Genomic DNA, 18450 nt, shown 5'->3' on the forward strand with positions numbered 1-18450 from the left:
CTACTGTCATGAGCATAGCAAGCTTTGACTAATGACAGGAGAATGCGATGCGCCTCGGCCTGATGCTTGCACTGTTCTCCGCGGCGACGTTCGGCACGTCCGGCATCTTCGCCCGCTCGCTGCTCGACGCCGGGTGGACCGCCGGCTCGGCCGTGGCCGTGCGTGTCGGCCTGGGCGCGGTGCTGCTCGCCGTACCGGCGCTGATCGCCCTGCGCGGCCGCTGGTCGGCGCTGCGCCGCTCGCTCGGGCTGATGGGCCTGTTCGGCGTGCTGGCCATCTCGGCCGCCCAGGTCGGCTACTTCAACGCCGTGCAGCACCTGCCGATCGGCGTGGCGCTGCTGCTGGAATACTCCGGCATTCTGCTCGTGGTCCTGTGGATGTGGGCGGTGCACGGCCAGCGGCCGGCCCGGCTGACCGTGGCCGGGGCGGTGACCGCGCTGGCCGGCCTGGTGCTGGTCCTCGACCTGACCGGGGGCGCCCGCCTCGACCCGATCGGCGTGATGTGGGGTCTGATCGCGGCGGTCGGGCTGGCCGGATACTTCGTGCTGTCGGCGCGGGTGGACCCGGAACTGCCCTCGATCGTGCTGGCCTCGGGCGGCATGGCGGTCGGTGCGGTGCTGCTGTTCGGGCTGGGCGCGGCCGGGCTGCTGCCGATGCGGTTCTCGTCCGCCCCGGTGACCCTGGCCGGGCTTCAGATGAGCTGGCTGGTGCCGATCCTCGGGCTGGCGGTGGTGGCCGCGGCCGTCGCGTACGCCACCGGCATCGGCGCCGCGCGCCTGCTCGGCGCATCGCTGTCGTCATTCGTCGGCCTGACCGAGGTGCTGTTCGCGGTGCTCTTCGCGTGGCTGTTCCTGGACGAGCTTCCGACCGTGTTGCAGCTGGTCGGCGGCGTGCTGATCGTCGGCGGGATCGTGTTCGTGCGGCTCGGCATGGATCGTACGGTCGATCGTTCCGCTGAGCGGAAGGCGGATCTCCCGCCGGTCGAGGCGGCTGCATAGCGTCCCGGGCATGACTCTCGTCGGCGATGGTGCGTGGCACGGCAAGATCTGGACCGGGGCGTGGACCGACGGCGGTGCCGGCGCCTACGACGTCGTCGAGCCGGCCACCGGGGAAACGCTGGGCTCGGCCGGCCTGGCCACGCCGGCCGACGTCGCCACGGCCGCGGCAACCGCCCGAGAGGCACAAAGAGCCTGGGTGGGTACGCCCTACGAGGAGCGCGCGGCCGTCCTGCGCCGGGCCGGCGACCTGCTCAACGCCAACGCCGCCGAGATCCTCCAGTGGCTGGCCCGCGAGACCGGGGCGATCCGGCCGTTCGGCGGCTTCCAGGTGCACACCAGCGCGGCCGAGTGCTACGAGGCCGCGGCGCTTCCATCCCACCCGTACGGTGAACTCCTGCGCACCGGCCTGCCCCGGCTCAGCTTCGCGCGCCGCGTCCCGGCCGGCGTGGTCGGCGTGATCGCCCCGTTCAACGTGCCGACGATCCTGGCCATCCGGGCGGTGGCCCCGGCGCTCGCGCTCGGCAACGCGGTCATCCTCAAGCCCGACCCGCGGACCGCGGTCGCCGGCGGCGTCGTCTTCGCCCGGATCTTCGAGGAGGCCGGGCTGCCGGCCGGCGTGCTGCAGGTGCTGCCGGGCGGGGCGGACGTCGGCGCGGCGCTGGTGACCGAGCCGGCCGTACGCATCATCGCCTTCACCGGATCGACCCGCGCCGGCCGTCAGGTCGGCGAACTGGCCGGCAAGCACCTCAAGCGCGCCCACCTGGAACTGGGCGGCAACTCGGCGCTGATCGTGCTGCCGGACGTCGACGTGACAGCGGCGGCGTCGGTGGGCGCCTGGGGTACGTTCGCCCACTCCGGCCAGATTTGCATGGCCACCTCCCGGCACCTGGTGCACCGCGACATCGCCGAGGAATACACGGCTCAGCTGGCCGAGCGGGTCGCGAAGCTGCCGGTCGGCGACCCGTGGCGGGACGAGGTGGCGCTGGGCCCGCTGATCGACACGGCGCAGCGTGACCGGGTGCACGGGCTGGTCGAGGCGAGCGTGGCCGGCGGCGCCACGGTGCGCACGGGTGGCACGTACGACAATCTCTTCTACCGGCCCACGGTCCTGGGCGACGTGCCGGTGTCGGCCCCTGCGTACGCCGAGGAGATCTTCGGCCCGGTCGCCCCGGTGACGCCGTTCGACTCCATCGACGAGGTCGCCGAGCTCGCCGCCGGCACCGACTACGGGCTGTCACTGGGCATTCTGACCAAGGACGTGTACGCGGGGCTGGAGTTGGCCGAGCGCATCCCGTCCGGCCTGGTGCACATCAACGACCAGACGGTCAACGACGAGGCGGTGGCGCCCTTCGGCGGCGTCGGCGCGTCGGGCACCGGCTCCCGGCACGGCGGCCCGCAGGCCAACATCGAGGCGTTCACCGAGACGCAGTGGGTGACCCTGCGCGGCGACCTGCCCGCCTACCCGTTCTGACCTACCACCGCACGAGCCAGTGGTACGCAGGGCCGGTGTTCGCGGGGCGGATGCCGCGCTGGGCTACCACTGCACGAGCCAGTGGTAGGCGGGGCCGGTGTTCGCGGGGCGGATGCCGCGCGGGGCTACCACTTTGTCAGCAATGACGCCTCGTCGGCGGGGGAGAGGCCGGTGCTCAGGGGCGGCTCGCCGCGGTCGCGGTCCCAGGCCAGGACGGCGGCCGCGGTCGCCGACAGCGGCGTGGCCGGCATCCCGGCGGCGTGGGCGGCGTCGGGGCTCAGCCGGAACATCCAGTGGTGCTCGTCGGTCAGGGCCAGGGGCAGGCTCGCGGCCGACGACGGCACGGTGACGACCTCGGCCTCCTGGCCGGCCGCCTGTGCGCAGATCTGGATCAGGCCGGCCATGGTCACCGGTTCGGCCGGGCCGACCGCGTTGAAGTCGCCGGAGCGGTCGCCGGCGAGCAGGGTGACCACCAGGGCGGCCAGGTCACCCGAGTCGACCACCTGGACCGGCGCGTCGGGCGAGCCGGGCAGGGCCACCCGTCCGCCGCGGGCGGCCCGGCGGACCCAGTAGGTGAAGCGGTCGGTCGGATCGTGCGGGCCGGCCACCACGCCCGGACGCACGATGGTGGACCGTTCGCCGTACCGGGCCACGACGGTGTCCTCGCACGCGACCTTGAGCGGCCCGTAAGTGCTGCCGGTGACCTCCTCGGTGTCGTACTCCGGAGCGCGGCGCTCGATCGCGTTTTCGCCGGCCGCGGGCTGGAACACCGACCCGGTGGAGATCATCAGGTAGCGGCCGGCCCGGTCGCCCAGCGCGTCGGTGGCCTCGTGGATGTGCCGGGGCACGTACGCGGCGACGTCGACGACCGCGTCCCACGACGTGCCGGCCAGGGACCGGTAGTCGCCGCTGTCGCGGTCGCCGGCCAGCCGGGCTACGCCGGGGAAGAGCCCGCTGCCGGTCCGCCCACGGTTGAAGAGGGTCACGTCGTGCCCGTCGCGCAGGGCGGCGTCCACGATGGCTCGGCCGACGAACGAGGTTCCACCCAGAATCAGCAGTCGCACCCCGCGACTATAGGACCGGGAAGCGGGCGGTCAGACCGGCGACCCGGGCAGTCTGCGCCTCGCGGGCCTTACGCAGGGCGAACGCCCGCAGGAACCACGGCGCGCGCAGTTCGATCGTCTCGGTGCCGTCGCAACCGTCGCCGGCCTCGGTGAGCGTCACGGTCGCGGTGAGGCGTACCCACCCCGGCGACCGCACCGTGTTGACCACCCGGCCCGGCGCCACCTGGATCGTCACGTCGATGGCGTTGTCCCAGTGGAACGGCCCGAGGCGGAAGCGTTCCACCGACACGTACCGTGTCTCGTCGCCGGTCACCCGGATGTCGCGCACGGCGACGACCAGCGGGGCCAGCCCGATGTAGCTGTGCGGGTCGTTGAGGAACGCGATCACCGGGGCCGGCGGGGCGCCGAGCCGGAAGGTGGTGCTGAAGTTGTCGAGGGGCACGCGTCCATGATCGGCGAGCCGGGTTTGCCCGCGAACGGCGGGGGAAGCTTTGTGGACGGTGCCTGGGTGCGGTGGCCGCGCGTACCCGTCGCATCGATCTGGTCACTGGCGTGACCTGCTGCTGAAGGAGGTCAGCGAACGGTGATGACGGCGACCGGGAACTCGCGGTCGGTCTTCGTCTCGTAGCCGGCCGCGTCGGGCCAGTACGCGCGCCAGACGCCGTAGAGGCGCTCCCAGTCGTCGTCGCGGCCGGGCCGGACCACGCGGTGGTCGGCCTTGAGGGTGTCGGCGCCGAGCTCGATGGTGACCGGCTCGTCGAGGGCTTCCAGGTTGGCCACCCAGACCGGCTCGGAGGGGGCGCCGCCGGCGCTGCCGCAGACGATGTAGGTGTCGCCGTCCGGGGCCGCGACCAGCGGGTTGACGGTGACCTTGCCGGTCTTGCGGCCGGGGGCGTGCAGCAGGAGCACGGTCTTGCCCGCCCAGTGCCCGCCGAGGTCACCGTTCTTCTCGCGGTACTGGTCGATGATCGTGTCGTTGAACGAAGCCATGCGACCGACATTAGTTGACAGCGGGAAATTCCACCAAAGAAACGAGCCCGGCGACCAGGTCGGCCGCCGGGCTCGTTCACGCTCCCGTGACTACAGGTTGGCCGGCCCCGCCGCCGTGGCCTCGGCCACCGCGCCGGTACGCCGCTCGGTCGCCCGGGCGTCGCCCGCACGCTCGCGGTCGGCGGTCAGCGCCTTGGCCGACCGCTTGGCCGCCGCCGGAGCCGCCTGGTCGCCGACCACGCCGCCGCGGATGCGGTTGTTCGCCGCGACCACGGCCGCCGGGCTGTTCGACTGCACGGTCAGGACGCCGTCGATGATGTTGTCGTCGACGTTGACGCCACCGGTGGTGTTGGTGACGCTGACGTCCTTGCCGAAGTAGCCGCCGGACGCGCAGCCGTCCAGGCCGCCGTTCGGGCCGAGCTGCACGCCGCCGAGGTTGCCGGCGAACGTCGACTTGCCCCGCACCGCGCTGCCGCAGACCACGCTGCCGGTGGCGCTGTTGAGCACCGAGAGCTGGCCGTCGACGAACGAGTCGTGCACGTCGGTGTAGTACGAGCCGGAGCTGTTGACCGAGCCGGTGACCTGGGTGTTCTGGTCCAGGCGGATCTCGCCGGCGTTGGCCGCGACCGAGCCCGAGACGGTCGAGCCCTCGACGAACAGGAACGAATCGATCGTCGAGGAGCCCTTGGCCCGCACGGTGACCGCGCCGGTCTGCGCCGACTTGAGGTAGACGCCGTAGCCTCCGGACGCGACCGTCACGGTCCCGCCGACGTTCGAGTTGCTGGCGTCCAGGTAGCCGTTCGCGGCGACCTGCACGTTGCCGCTGACCCGGCCGCCGGCCACGACCAGGTTGGCGCCGGCGGCGACGCTGACGTTGCCGGTGATGATCGTGCCGGTCAGCGCGCACGACTCGTTCGGCGGCACGTAGAGGTCGTTCGGCACGGTGACGGCGCCACCGGTGCCGATGCAGTAAGTGACCAGATCCGCGCTGGCCGGCGCGGCGCCGGCGACCACACCGGCAGCGACGACGGCCGTGGCGGTGGCCAGGTGGACGACTAAACGCCTGCGCATTCCAGATCTCCCTGATTCGTCGTTGGTGCTGAAGAGGGTCATGAGCCGACCGCCGATCGGGCGGCCGCCCGGACGATGGCCCCCTGCTGCCGCGGCGTGAGCGTGCCCGGGACGAGCGGCGCGGTGACCGTCTCGACGTGCCGGACGAACGCGGCGTGGTTGGGGTACGGGGCGAACTCGGCGACCAGGTCGTTGACCGTACAGCCGTCGCCGGTGTCGGAGTTCGGCACTCCGGTGTTGTCGCTCCCGATGATCACCGTGGGCCGGGTGTCCGAGGCGGGACAGGCGTCCTCACCCGACGCGACCACAGTGAACGTCACCGACTTCTCCGCCGCCGTGTTGCCGGCGTTGTCGGTGGCCCGGTACTTGAGCGTGTGCGCACCGGCCGACCGGACCACCACCGGTGTGTTGTAGGTGGTCCAGCCCCCGTTGTCGAGCGCGTACTGGATCCGGGCGACGCCCGACTCGGTGTCGGCGGCGGTGACCGTGACCGTGGCCGCTCCGACGAAGTTGCCGTTGCCGTCCTGCTCACCGGCCGCGCCGGCGTTGGTGGCAGGCGGCGTGGTGTCCGGCTGCGGCGGCGCCACCACGGTGAACGTCACCGACTTCTCGGCCGCGGCGTTGCCGGCCTGGTCGGTCGCCCGGTACTTGACGGTGTGCGCGCCGACGGTGGTCACCGCGACCGGCGCGGTGTACGCCGTCCAGGCCCCGTTGTCCAGCGCGTACTCGACCGTGGCGACTCCGGAACCGGAGTCGGAGGCGGTCACCGTGACGGTGGCCGTACCCACGTAGTTGCCGTTGGTGTCCTTGGTGCCGGACACCGCCGCGTTGGTCGCCGGGGGAGTGGTGTCGGCCGGCGCCGGGTCGACGATGGTCAGCGCGGCCATCTGCTCGGCCGACCGGTTCCCGGCGTTGTCGGTGGCCCGGTAGTGCACCATGTGCGCCCCGGCGCCGGTGACCACGACCGGCTGGGTGTACGGCTGGAAGGCGCCGCCGTCGACGCTGTACTCGATCAGCGCCACGCCCGAGCCCTCGTCGGTGGCGGTCACCGTGACGGTGGCCGTACCGATGTAGTTGCCGTTGGCGTCCTTGTTGCCGGCGACCGTGTGCGTGGCCGTGGGCGGGGTGACGTCCTCCGGGCCGGGTGCGACCACCGTGAAGGAGACCGAACCGACGGCCGAGGTGTTGCCGGCCTTGTCGGTGGCCCGGAACTGCACCGAGTGGTCACCGAGCTCGTTCACCACGACCGGCGCGGTGTACGGCTGGTAGCTGGTGTCGTCGACCTGGTATTCGATCGTGTCGACGCCGGAGCCGGTGTCCGACGCGGTCACCGTGACGGTGGCCGAGCCGACGTAGTCGCCGTTGCTGTCCTTGTTGCCGGAGACCGCGCCGCTGACCGTCGGCGGGGTGGTGTCCGGGCCCGGGTTGCCGCCGGTGACGGTGAACTCACCGACCATCGAGCTGTGTCCGGGCATGGTGCAGAAGTAGCGGTACTTGCCCGGCGTCAGGGTGACGGTGAGGACCCAGCGGCCGTCGTTCTGGTCGAACGGGCTGGCCAGCTGGTTGACGGTGACGTCGTGGTTGTAGCCCTCGGTCGACGTGTCGAAGGTCAGCGTGTGCGGCATGCCGGTGTCGTTGCCGGTGGCCGCGCTGTTCTCCCACACGATCGTGGTCTCGCCCGCGACGGCACTGGTCGGTGCCGACTTGTAGCGGGTGATGTCGTTGTCAGCGGTCCAGGTCAAGGTCTGCACCGCCGCCGCGGCGGGGGAAGCCCCCGCCACGACGAAGGTGCTGACCAGCAGGACCAGCGCGGCTAACGCGGCGCGGATCTTCGATGTCACAGAGGCCTCACGCGAATGTTGCGGAACTCGATCAGATCGGTGTCGCTGTGGTTCTGCAGCCCGAGGAAGCCCTCGGTGAACTGCCGCAGATCCGTCGGCGGGTCGCCGGCCCGGGAGGACTGCTTGCCCGGCGTGTTGTCGAACTCCTTGATCACCACGCCGTTGCGGATGATCGTGTAGTGCTGGCCGACAACGCGGAGCTCGTAGTCGTTCCACACGTTCTTGGCCGTCGGGCGGGCCTGGGTCAGGTTGTTCGGGTCGAAGTTGTAGATCGACCCGGTCTTCTGCGGCTCGCCCGTGTCACCGTCGTAGATCTGGATCTCGTGCCCGCAGTAGATGGCCACCCAGGCCTGCGAGGTACGCGCCGACCCGACCGTCCCACAGCTGCCGGCCGGACGTTGCGCCAGCGGGATCCGCGGGTCGGGGAACCGGGCGAACAGGCCGCTGTTGGCCCGAGCGGTGCCCGGCGCGATGTCCTTGAACTGCGCCTTCATCGAGAAGTTGGCGTAGTTCTTGGTGTAGTAGAGCATGCCCAGACCGCCGGAGGACCGCAGTGATCCGTCGGGCTGGATGCTCCACCGGCCGTCCGGTGCCATCTCCCAGCCGTCGAGCGAGGTGCCGTCGTAGATCGCCTCGGTGCCCTTGTGGTCGGGCCGGCCGATCGGCGACGCCGCCGCGAGCCGGGTCAGCGTGCCCGCCTCCCGGGCGGTCAGGTTGCCCGCCTTCTGCTGGGCGTTGGCCACCGCGGTGACCTGGCGGACGAAGCCGTCGTGGTTGTCCCACGCCGCCTCGTCGTCGATCAGGTCGTTGATCGTGCAGCCGCCGCTGGTCGCCTTGTTCGGCACACCGGTGTCGGTGTCCTCGAAGAAGACCGTGCCGCGGCTGTCCGGCACCGCGCAGCCGACGTTGACGACCGTGGTCACTGTCGACTTGGTGCCGTCGGCGTAGGTGACGGTCAGCTTGGCGGTGAAGGAACCGGTCCGGGCGTACGTGTGCCGCGGGTTCGCCTCGTCCGAGGTCGTGCCGTCGCCGAAGTCCCAGCTCCAGCTCACGCCGCCCGACTTGGAACCGTTGAACGCGTAGGTCAGGGCCTTGTTCTGCACGGCCACCGAGCTCGCCGCCGGTACCGGGGTCGCCGGCCCGCCGGTGTAGACGGTCCGCAGCAGCTTCTGGTTCGACGTGAGGCTGAAGAATCCGCCACCGTAGTCCAGCGTGTAGAGCGCGCCGTCCGGGCCGAACTTCGCGTCCATCCAGTCGGTCAGCCGATTGTCGCCGCTGCCGCCGGGCAGGATGGCCCGCAGCGACTCGGCGAACGGCGGCGGCGACTGGCTGGGCACGCCGGCCGGGTCGACGGTCACCGCGATGCGGTTCTGCGAGTTCGACTCGTCACCGATGAACCACTTCTTGTCCCAGTACGCCGGCCAGGCCACGCCGCTGTTCTGGTCGACCAGCTCGGTGTGATAGGTCGGGCCGGACATCACGGCCTGGCCGCCGCCGCGCAGGTAGGGCTCGGTGTAGGTGGCCTGCGAAGCGATGTAGGACGGGATGCCGCTGCCGTCGGCGCGCGGCGGGAAGACCGGGCCGCCACCGTCGGGCGCGTACCAGATCATGTTGTTCCGCACCGCCGGCAGGTCGACCAGGCCGGTGTTGCGGGGCGAGTTGTTCTTCAGGTTGTCGCAGTCGTACCAGCCGGTCAGGACGGTCGCGTCGGTGTTGCTGCGGTCCCGGTAGGGCTGCTTGTTGCCCATGCAGTACGGCCAGCCCTGGTTGCCCGCCGAGGTGATGATCGTGGCGGTCTCGTACTTGGCCGGGCCCAGTTCCGGGTTCGGCGACGAGGCGTCGGGGCCGACCCAGCCGGCGGTCAGCCACTGGGTCACCGGGTCGATCTGCAGACGGGCGATGTTGCGTACGCCCATCACGTAGATCTCCGGCCGGGCCTTGTCGTTGCCCGGCGGGAAGAGGTTGCCCTCGGGAATGGTGTACGTGCCGTCGTTCTCCGGGTGGATCCGGATGATCTTGCCGGCCAGGTCGTTCGAGTTACCCGCGGTACGCCGGGCGTCCTGGAACGAGATGCCCGCGAACTCCTTGGTCCAGTTGTTGCCGGAGTAGCCGCTGGAGCCTTCGGACGAGTTGTTGTCGCCCGAACCGACGTAGAGGTTGCCCTTGGCGTCGAAGGTCATGCCACCACCGGCGTGGCAGCAGCTGTGGATCTGCACCGGGAACTGCAGCAGGTCCTTGCGGGTGGCCTGGTCGATCGTCTTGGCCGCCGGGTCGTAGGTGAAGCGCGAGATGGTCCGCTGACCGATCCGCTTCTCCCGGTCGATGCTGTTGTGCGGCATCCAGTAGACGTAGAGCCAGTGGTTGTCGGAGAACTTGGGGTCCGGCACGATGCCGAGCAGGCCCTCCTCGTTCTTCTGCAGCTCGTCGCCGCTGCCCCGGTTGCCCATCACCTCGAGGGTGGTGAGCAGCTTGACCTTCTTGGTCACCGGGTCCCACTCGTGGATGGTGCCGCAGCCCTTGCCCACGTTCGGGTTGGTCCACTCGACGATCGGCCCGGACGGGCAGGCCGCCTTGCCGACGTAGAACACCGTGCCGTCGGGCGCGATGGTCAGGCCGTGCGGCTCACCGATCTGGTCGAGCTGGCCGGAGGCGTTGCGCGCGGTCAGCCGCTCGGTCTTGTAGTTGGCCGCGATGGTCGCCTGGCAGTCGCCGCGCACCAGGCCGGCGGTCCACTGCAGGGCGCCGGTGAGGTGCTTCTTGAACGCGTCCTCGCCGTAGCTGCCCGAGGTGTGGCCCATGCCGGTGTAGAAGGACCGGCCACCCTCGTAGTCACGGCACCAGGAGACCGGGTGGAACGCGCCGTTGGCGCCCTGACCCGGGGTGTAGTGCCGCTCCTCGACCTGGGCGACGGTGTGCACCGTGCCGATCGGGTTGGGGTCCCAGTTGTACCAGCGGTCGGTCCGGGTGACCTTGAGCGGCAGCGACTTGGTGGACGGGTGCTGCCGATCGAGGACGTCGACCACGGACTGCGCGGGCGCCGGCGGCGTCGGTGCGGTGCTGCTGCCGGTGAACATCCGCCAGTCGGCGATCTGAATCAGCGGCTCGCCGTTGTTGGCGGTGATGTTCAGCCGCCAGTAGCGGTAGGAGGCCGGCGTGGCCAGGTCGAAGCGCTTGTTCTGGAAGCGCTCGGCCCAGCTCTGACCGGCGCGGGTCTCGACGTTCTGCCAGTCCGAGCCGTTGGTCGAACCCTGCAGCGTCCAGTCCTTCGGGTCGCGGCCGGGGAAGTCGTTGGCCGAGGTCAGCGCGTACCCGGTGATGGTCTTGGCGCTGCCCAGGTCGTAGGCGACCCAGCCGGTCGGGTTGAAGGTGAGCCACTTGGTGTTGGCGTCACCGTCGGTCAGCTTCTCCTTGGTCTCGTTCGGCGGGTTCTCCGCGCTGGCGGTGACCGCCGAGACCGGTTCGGCGTTCGGCAGTGCGCCCACCGGGCGGGTGCCGATCAGGCCGGTGAACCAGGCCGAGTCCAGCTGCGCCTGGGCGGCGTCACCGATGCCCAGGAAGCCACCGCCGGCCTTCATGTAGGCCTGCAGCGCGCTCTCCTGGTCGCGGCTCAGGGCCGCCTTGTTGGCCGAGAGGAACACCACCGACCGGTACGCCGACAGCCCGGCCGTGGTGAACACGCCCGGGTCGCTGCTGATGGTGACGTCGGCTCCGGCCTCCGCGCCCAGATCCTTGATGGTCTGCGCCGCGGTCGCGACGGGATCCTGCTGGTCGGCGGCCGCGCCGTGGAAGACCAGCACCTTGACGTCGGCCGCCGCCGCGGCCCGGGGCGCCGCCTGTGCCAACGTTGTCATCGTCGGCGCGAGCGACACCACGACCACGGCGGCCGCGGCCCCGGCGAGAGCCCGTCTGACACGGCCCCCCGCTCGGTCCGTTCTGAATACGAGCCCTCGTCTCATTCCTGCAAGCCCCCTACTTCGTGTGGTCATGCGTCGTGGACATCTGGGACATGTGGCCCTTGAACCGTGCGATGTCCGCACTCGCCGCGGCCGGGATCGTCCCGTCGGCGTTGCGCACCAGGAAGATCCCCGCCATGCCGGTGTCGGAGTGCGACTGGACGTGGCAGTGGTACATCCAGGCGCCCGGTCCGACGTGTTCGCCGGCGATCACCTGGAATCCGAACGAACTGCCCGGGTTGAGGTCCTTGTTATCGGTGACGATGCTCGGGTCGTTCGGGCCCTCGAGCATTCCGGTGCGATTGTCGGCCCACCTGTGTGCGTGCAGGTGGAACGTGTGAAGCTGATTTCCGTGGCCGATCGCGAGCCACTCGACGCGTTCGCCGAGATTGGCCTCGAACTGCGGTGTGCTGCCGGACGGCTTGTTATTGATCATCATTTCGTTGAAGACGACCGTGAATGTCTTGTCCGGCAGGATATCGCCCCGGCGGCGTACGATCAGCCCGCCGTAGAGTCCACGCAGGACGCCGGCGGTGCCGTGGTCGGTCCCCATCGCGTGGTCGTGGTAGTGCCAGTAGCCCGCGCTGCCGGGCATGAAGCGCCGGCCCGCCGCGGCGGTCATCTCGTGCGACCGCCAGATGTAGGTACGCGTCTCGCCCGGGTTGTTGAACGAGTTGTTGATGGGGGCGCCGTCCGAGACGGTGTCGTAGTCAACGCCGTGGGCGTGGATGGACAACCGCTGCGTGGTGTTGTTGACCAGCGTGATCTCCATGGTGTCGCCCTCGTACATCTCGAGTAGCGGACCGGGGATCGTGGGCTTGCCGGGCTCCAGCCCGTAGCCGTACTGGTTGGTGGTGCCGATCTGCTCGGCGTAGATCGTCACCTTCTTCGTCGCGCCGGTCGCCGCGGCCGCCGGACTGGTGGGCACAGTGGACGCCGCCAGGCCGAGGGCCGGGGTCGCCAGACCCACCCCGCCCGCGGCGATCAGCGTGCGGCGGGAGAACGTGAGGCCGCGGCCGCGGGGTTTGCGGTCCAGGCCGGACGGTTCGTCCATCTCTCTCCGTTTCGCGGCCGGGCGAAAGGCGCGCGAGAGAATGGCGTGCACGGATATGTCGACCGGCACGCTAAATCCGCACCTCTCGTCTGGGGTGGGGCCCAGAGGTGCTCGCGGGGGCTTTGGCTCGGCTGACTCAGAACTTTCGGTGGTTGAGGAGAACTTATGTTCTCGATAGACGAAAGTAAAGGTCCACACGGAAAAAGCGTTTACCGCGGCGTAACAACCCTGGTCAATGTGTCAGGGATGTCCATTGTGTTCGGGGGCATCGATCAGCGCCAGTGGCGCTTCATCCACCGGCTGACCAGGGGCGGGACCACCCAGGAGTAGACGCAGAGGATCAGCCAGAGACCGGCGAACACCGCCGACAGCGCGCCCAGCCCGATCGCCCGCAGGCCGTAGATGATCACGATCGCCGCGATCCAGGTCTTCAGCGGGCCGAAGCGCATGATCGGCCGGATCGGCACCAGCAGCGGGTGGCTGGCGATCCGGGCCTCCAGCGCCGACTCCGCGTACGCCTGCTCGTCCGGCGCCGAGGCGGCCGCCTGGCGCAGCCCCGAGTAGGCGTCACCGACATGGCCGCGGGCCGCGCTCGTGCCACCCAGCAGGGCGTGCGCGGCCGGGTTCTCGGGATAGGCGGCCACGAACTCGCGGGCGATCCGCTGCGCCGCCCGGTCGTCGCCGCGCGCGTAGGCCAGCTGCACCCGGGTCGCGTACACCGTGGGGGAGTGCGGGTCCTGCGCGGCCGCGCGGTCCACCAGCTTGGCCGCCTTGTCGATCTGGTTGTCGGCGATGCAGAGCCGGGCGTACGCACAGAGCAGGTCGGGATCGCTCGGTGCCAGCGCCAGCCCGTCCAGCAGCGCCCGCTCGGCCACCGGCAGGTTTCCCATCTCCTGTTCGGCCCGGCCCAGCAGCCGCAACAGGTCGGCGTCGGGACCGCCCGCGGTCAGCCCCTGCCGGGCCGACTCGGCCGCCTCGGGCCAGCGCTCGAGGTTGGCCAGCGCGACACAGCGCAGATAGTGCGCGCGGGCGCTGATCGCGTCGCTCGCCGGCAGCCGGGTCAGCTCGGCCAGCGCCTGCTCGGGCCGGCCGGCGCTGATCAGGGCGGTGGCCCGCTGGAAGACCTCGATGCTCACCGTGCCACCACGAAGATGACGATGACCTGGAACAGGACCAGCCCGACGGCGCTCACGATGCCGGGCCAGACCAGGCTGGCCGGTTGTCCGTCGCCGTAGGTGTAGGCCCGGAACGGCCCGCGCTGGAACGCGATCACCACCAGCCACGCCAGCGACCCGGTGATCGACCCGAACAGCCGGACCAGGTTGTTCGCGTCGGTGAGCAGCGCCGCCACGATCCACAACCCGAACCCGGCCACCGCGGCCAGCGCGATCAGCAGCACCTTGGACCCCGGCAGCCCCAGCCGCCGCCCATTGACCACGCCGAGCAGGCCGGCGGTCAGCGGGCCGCCGAAGAACGACGCGTAAAAGATCGACTCCGGCCGCCACGGGCGCCTACCGGAAACCGGGCGTTCCCGGACAGTCGGGCGGAACAGGTCGTCGGTCATGGTAGATCCCCGTCTCGTGGTGGCGGGCACAGCATAATGGCCAGCCATGAGCAACCCGCTGATCGAGAGCATGCTGGCCGCGGTCGAGGCCAGCCCCGACGACCTGCCGCTGCGGCGCCACCTGGCCGAGCTGCTCATCGGGGCCGGGCGTGGTCCGGAAGCGGTCGCTCATCTGGCCGTGGCCCTCGCCCAGGAGCCCGCTCACGCCGAGACCCAGGCCCTGATGACCCAGGCCCTCGGCGGCCCATCCGCGGCGGAACCACCCGCGCCTTCCCCGGACGTCAACTGGAAGGCGTACGAGAAGGAATTCGAAGGCTCCGTACCTCCGCGCTACGCCCGCGCCGACGACGAGCCCGACCCGATCGAAGGCGACGACGACCGGACCGTCGACATCGAGCTGTCCGGCGTCAAGCTGGCCGACGTCGGCGGCATGCAGGACGTCAAGAAGCGCCTCGAGCTCGCGTTCCTCGCGCCGATGAAGAACGAGAAACTGCGCTCGATGTACGGCAAGAGCCTGCGTGGCGGCCTCCTGCTCTACGGTCCGCCCGGCTGCGGCAAGACCTTCCTGGCCCGGGCCGTGGCCGGCGAGATGGGCGCCCGATTCGTCAGCGTGTCCCTGGTCGACGTGCTGAACATGTGGATCGGCCAGTCCGAACGCAACCTGCACGACATCTTCCAGGCGGCCCGGCGCAACGCCCCCTGCGTGCTGTTCCTCGACGAGGTCGACGCGCTCGGCCACAAGCGCAGCCAGATGCAGAGCTCGTCGATGCGTACCCTCGGCAATCAGCTCCTGGCCGAGATGGACGGCATGGAGGGCTCCAACGACGGGGTGTTCGTGCTGGCCGCGACCAACGCGCCGTGGGACGTCGACCCGGCGCTGCGCCGCCCCGGCCGCCTCGACCGCACGGTCCTGGTCATCCCGCCCGACGCCGAGGCCCGCGCCGCGATCCTCGAGGTGCACCTGCGCGACCGCCCGATCGCCGGCATCGACCTCAAACGCCTGGCTGCCGCGACCGACAAGTTCTCCGGCGCCGACCTGGCCCACCTGTGCGAGACCGCCGCCGAGTACGCCATGCACGACTCGGTCACCAGCGGCAACGTCCGGATGATCGAGCAACGCGACATGGAGGCGGCCCTGCGCGAGGTACGCCCGTCCACCGGCCCGTGGCTGCAGACCGCCCGCAACGTCGCCATGTTCGCCAACGAGGACGGTGCCTACAGCGAACTGGCGAAGTACCTGAAGAAGAACAAGCTGCTCTGAGACCTGTCTCAATTCGCTTTCCGGGGCGCGTCAACTGGGACTGAATTCGAGACAGGTCCTAGAGTGCTGGGCGAGACATCTACGACGGTGCATGACGGGGGATGCGTAGATGGAGTTCCGGCTGCTCGGGCCGGTCGAGGTGACACGTGGCGGCGCGCCGCTCAGCCTCGGCGGGGCCAAGATCCGTACCCTGCTGGCCGCGCTGCTGGTCGAGCCCGGCCGGATCGTGCCGGCCGACCGCCTGATCGACATCCTGTGGGACGACGACCCACCGGCCACCGGGCGCGCGCTGATCCAGACCTACGTGTCGACGCTGCGCCGGGCGATCGGCGACGACCCGCCCGCGATGATCCTGACCGCGGCCCCCGGCTATCGGGCCGAGGTGCCGGCCGAAGCGCTCGACCGGCACCGGTTCGAGCAGTTCACCACCGAGGGACGAGCGGCCGCGGCGGCCGGGCGGCACCGGGCGGCGGCCACCGCGTTCCGGGCCGCCGAGACGCTCTGGCGCGGGCCGGCGCTGGGCGGCGTCCGCAGCCGGGTGCTGGCCGCCGAGGCCGCCCGGCTCGACGAGCAGCGGGTCGCGGCGACCGAGGCGCGGATCGCCGCCGACCTCGAACTGGGCCGCGACGACGAACTGATCGGCGAACTGACCGTCCTGGTCGAGCAGTTCCCGACCCGCGGCGCGATGCGCGGGCAGCTCATGCTCGCCCTGTACCGGGCCGGCCGGACCGCCGACGCGCTGACCGTCTTCCGGCAGGGGCGTGCGGCGCTGATCGACGAGCTCGGCATCGAACCCGGTCCCGAGCTGACCCGGCTGCACGAACGGATCCTGCGCGACGACCCCGATCTCCAGCCGCCGGAGCCGGCGCCGGAAGCGGTGCCGAGCCCACGCCCGGCCACCACGCCGGGCCGGCCGAGCACGCTGGTGCCGGCCCAGCTGCCACCGGACTCGGCCGACTTCACCGGCCGGGACGCCCTGGCCGGCGAGCTGTCGGGCACCCTGAGCGGCGGCGGACCGGCCGTGGTGGCGCTGCTCGGACCGGGTGGCGTCGGCAAGTCGGCACTCGCCGTGCACGTCGCCCACCGGGTCACGACCGCGTACCCCGACGGGCAGCTGCACGTCGACCTGCGCGGCAACAGCGACACCCCGGCGTCGCCGGCCGAGGTCCTGGGCCGGTTCCTGCGGGCGCTGCAACCCGACCCGGCCAACGTCCCGGATGGCGCCGACGAGCGGATGGACGCCTACCGCACCCTGCTGGCCGGGCGCCGGATGCTGATCGTGCTCGACGACGCGGCCAACGAACAGCAGATCCGCCCGCTCCTGCCCGGCAGCGGCGGCAGCTCGGTGCTGGTGACCTCGCGCAACCGGCTCGGCGGGCTGGCCGGGGCCCGGCTGGTCGAGCTCGACATGCTCTCCACCGCCGAGGCGACAGCGCTGCTGACCCGGATCGCCGGCGCCGACCGGTTCGCGCCCGCGCCGCAGGCCGCCGCTGAGATCGTCGCCGCCTGCGGAAACCTGCCCCTCGCGGTCCGGGTGGCCGGGGCCCGGCTGGCCACCCGCCGGCAGTGGACACCGGGGCTGCTCGCCACCCGGCTCCGCGACGAGCGCCGCCGGCTCGACGAACTCGCGGCCGGCGACCAGCAGATCCGGGTCAGCATCGGGCTGAGCTTCGACAGCCTCGACCCGGCCGCCCACGCCGCGATCTGCCGGCTCGGGCACCTCGGCCTGTCCGACTTCCGGTCCTGGGTGCTGGCGTACGCGCTGGACACCGACATCGGCGCGGCCGAACAGATCCTCGAACAGCTCGTCGACGCCCACCTGGTCGACTACACCTACGTCGACGACACCGGCCAGGTGCGCTACCGCCTGCACGACCTGATCCGGATCTACGCCCGTGAGCAGGCCGAGCGGCACGAGTCCCGCGACGACCTGGTCGCCGCCACCGCCCGCGTCGTCGACGCCTGGTCGGCCGCACTGGGCCGGCTCGCCCAGCACATCGTCGACCACGTCACCTCGGGCGCGATCCTGCCGGTGGCCCCGGCCCCGGTCAGCGACGTCGACCCGGAAGTGCTCGGCACCGCTGTCACCGACCCGCGCGGCTGGCTCGACGCCGAGCAGACGCTGCTGGTGCTCGCGGTCGAACGGGCGGCCGAGATGGGCCTGGCCGACCGGGCCGTGGCCGTGGCCGCGGTGCTGTGCGCGTCGCGGTACGCGCTGGGCAACGTGCCCGACCTCTGGGACCGGGCCCACCGGGCGGCGCTGACCGCGGCCCGGGCGGCCGGCGACGCGCACGGCGAGGCCGTCCTCCTGGCCGAGCTGGGTCAGGTGCGCTACGAGCAGGACGAGTTCACCGAGGCCCGCCGGCACCTGGCCGAGGCGGCCGAGCGGTTCCGCGACCTGGACGACGCCCGGGGCCGGGCCAGCGCCCTGTGCGCGCTCGGACTGGCCTGCCGGGAACAGGGCTACCTGCCGGAGGCGGTGCACTTCCTGCGGCAGGCGTCGGAGCTGTCCCGGACCCTGGGTGACGACCGCGCGGCCGGGCACTGCGCCCGCGTGCTCGGCTCGGTCCACCTGGAGCGGGGCGACTTCGCCGCCACCGACGAGGCGCTGGCGGCGGCGGTGGACGCGTACCGCCGGACCGGCAGCCGCCGCGGGGAGGCGCTGGCGCTACGGACGATCGGGCTCGCCCACCGCGCCCAGGGCCGCCTGGCCGAGTCCGAGACGGCGCTGAAGCAGGCCCTGGCCATCTTCGAGGAACTGGCCGACGTCGCGCTGATCGCGTTCGCGCGGCGGTCGCTGGCCAAGACCTACGTGCGGATGGGCCGGCTGGCCGAGGCCCGCGAGCCGCTCGACGGGGCGCTGGCCACGCACCGGGCCGTCGGCGACCGGTGGGGCGAGGCGATGGTGCTGCGCACGATGGGCGAACTGGACCTGGCCGCCGGGCGGCTCGACGACGCGGCCAAGGCCCTCGCGGCGGCGCTGGAGATCTTCCGGGGGCAGGAGGCAGCGCTGTTCTGCGCGCGTACCCTGCGCGACATCGCCGAGGTGGAGCGGGCCCGCGGCGACGAGGAGGCGGCCGAGGTGGCGCGGGCCGAGGCGATCCGGACCTTCCGCACCTTCGGCGCCCGTGAATATGCCGAGATGACGGCCGCTCTGTAATCCGGTTACAGCGATTCTGCAGC

At 71.4% G+C, this 18450-nt stretch carries 13 protein-coding genes; 4 read left to right on the top strand and 9 right to left on the bottom strand.

Going from position 1 to position 18450, the window contains the following annotated elements; all coding sequences use genetic code 11:
* The first annotated feature begins 47 nt into the window (after window positions 1-47).
* Both ACGFIO_RS20985 and ACGFIO_RS20990 read left to right on the top strand, forming a co-directional pair.
* The gene (locus tag ACGFIO_RS20985) at window positions 48-998 is read left to right on the top strand and encodes a DMT family transporter (protein ID WP_392827954.1); all 951 of its coding nucleotides are present in this window, start codon (window positions 48-50) and stop codon (window positions 996-998) included.
* Between the two features lie 10 nt (window positions 999-1008).
* The gene (locus ACGFIO_RS20990; RefSeq protein ID WP_392827955.1) at window positions 1009-2469 is read left to right on the top strand and encodes a benzaldehyde dehydrogenase; all 1461 of its coding nucleotides are present in this window, start codon (window positions 1009-1011) and stop codon (window positions 2467-2469) included.
* Window positions 2470-2594: 125 nt separating this feature from the next.
* Here ACGFIO_RS20990 and ACGFIO_RS20995 read toward each other — a convergent pair whose 3' ends face one another.
* The 9 genes from ACGFIO_RS20995 to ACGFIO_RS21035 all read right to left on the bottom strand — a co-directional run bounded on the left by ACGFIO_RS20995 (window position 2595) and on the right by ACGFIO_RS21035 (window position 14006).
* Entirely contained in the window at window positions 2595-3533 is a 939-nt protein-coding gene (locus ACGFIO_RS20995; protein ID WP_392827956.1) for an NAD-dependent epimerase/dehydratase family protein, read from the bottom strand.
* Between the two features lie 7 nt (window positions 3534-3540).
* On the bottom strand, window positions 3541-3975 hold the full coding sequence (locus ACGFIO_RS21000; RefSeq protein ID WP_392827957.1) for an SRPBCC family protein: 435 nt from the start codon (window positions 3973-3975) through the stop codon (window positions 3541-3543).
* A gap of 131 nt (window positions 3976-4106) precedes the next feature.
* Entirely contained in the window at window positions 4107-4523 is a 417-nt protein-coding gene (locus ACGFIO_RS21005; RefSeq protein WP_392827958.1) for a nitroreductase/quinone reductase family protein, read from the bottom strand.
* Between the two features lie 90 nt (window positions 4524-4613).
* Window positions 4614-5594, bottom strand: coding sequence for a hypothetical protein (locus tag ACGFIO_RS21010; protein WP_392827959.1), 981 nt, complete (start codon window positions 5592-5594; stop codon window positions 4614-4616).
* 38 nt (window positions 5595-5632) lie between these two features.
* Window positions 5633-7435, bottom strand: a complete 1803-nt coding sequence (locus ACGFIO_RS21015; RefSeq protein ID WP_392827960.1) for an OmpL47-type beta-barrel domain-containing protein — start codon at window positions 7433-7435, stop codon at window positions 5633-5635.
* Entirely contained in the window at window positions 7432-11286 is a 3855-nt protein-coding gene (locus ACGFIO_RS21020; protein ID WP_392827961.1) for a ThuA domain-containing protein, read from the bottom strand. Before ACGFIO_RS21020 ends, ACGFIO_RS21015 begins: the two co-directional genes overlap by 4 nt.
* 118 nt (window positions 11287-11404) lie before the next feature.
* Window positions 11405-12442 (bottom strand): multicopper oxidase domain-containing protein, encoded by a 1038-nt coding sequence (locus ACGFIO_RS21025; protein ID WP_392827962.1) that lies wholly within the window; start codon window positions 12440-12442, stop codon window positions 11405-11407.
* 272 nt (window positions 12443-12714) lie between these two features.
* Window positions 12715-13578: a tetratricopeptide repeat protein gene (locus tag ACGFIO_RS21030; RefSeq protein WP_392827963.1), complete on the bottom strand. Its 864-nt coding sequence runs from the start codon at window positions 13576-13578 to the stop codon at window positions 12715-12717.
* Complete coding sequence (locus ACGFIO_RS21035) at window positions 13575-14006, bottom strand: hypothetical protein (RefSeq protein ID WP_392827964.1); 432 nt, start codon at window positions 14004-14006, stop codon at window positions 13575-13577. The genes ACGFIO_RS21030 and ACGFIO_RS21035 overlap by 4 nt, the downstream gene beginning before the upstream one ends.
* Window positions 14007-14052: 46 nt before the next feature.
* On the opposite strand from ACGFIO_RS21035, the gene ACGFIO_RS21040 reads away from it, so the two are divergent.
* Together ACGFIO_RS21040 and ACGFIO_RS21045 are read left to right on the top strand one after the other, a co-directional pair.
* On the top strand, window positions 14053-15267 hold the full coding sequence (locus ACGFIO_RS21040; RefSeq protein ID WP_392827965.1) for an ATP-binding protein: 1215 nt from the start codon (window positions 14053-14055) through the stop codon (window positions 15265-15267).
* 109 nt (window positions 15268-15376) lie between these two features.
* Window positions 15377-18427 carry a BTAD domain-containing putative transcriptional regulator gene (locus tag ACGFIO_RS21045; RefSeq protein WP_392827966.1) on the top strand — a complete coding sequence of 1017 codons (3051 nt, stop codon included), beginning with the start codon at window positions 15377-15379 and terminating at the stop codon, window positions 18425-18427.
* Window positions 18428-18450 lie beyond the last annotated feature (23 nt).

It is taken from the genome of Actinoplanes sp. NPDC049265 (genome assembly GCF_043197135.1).
Lineage (GTDB): Bacteria > Actinomycetota > Actinomycetes > Mycobacteriales > Micromonosporaceae > Actinoplanes.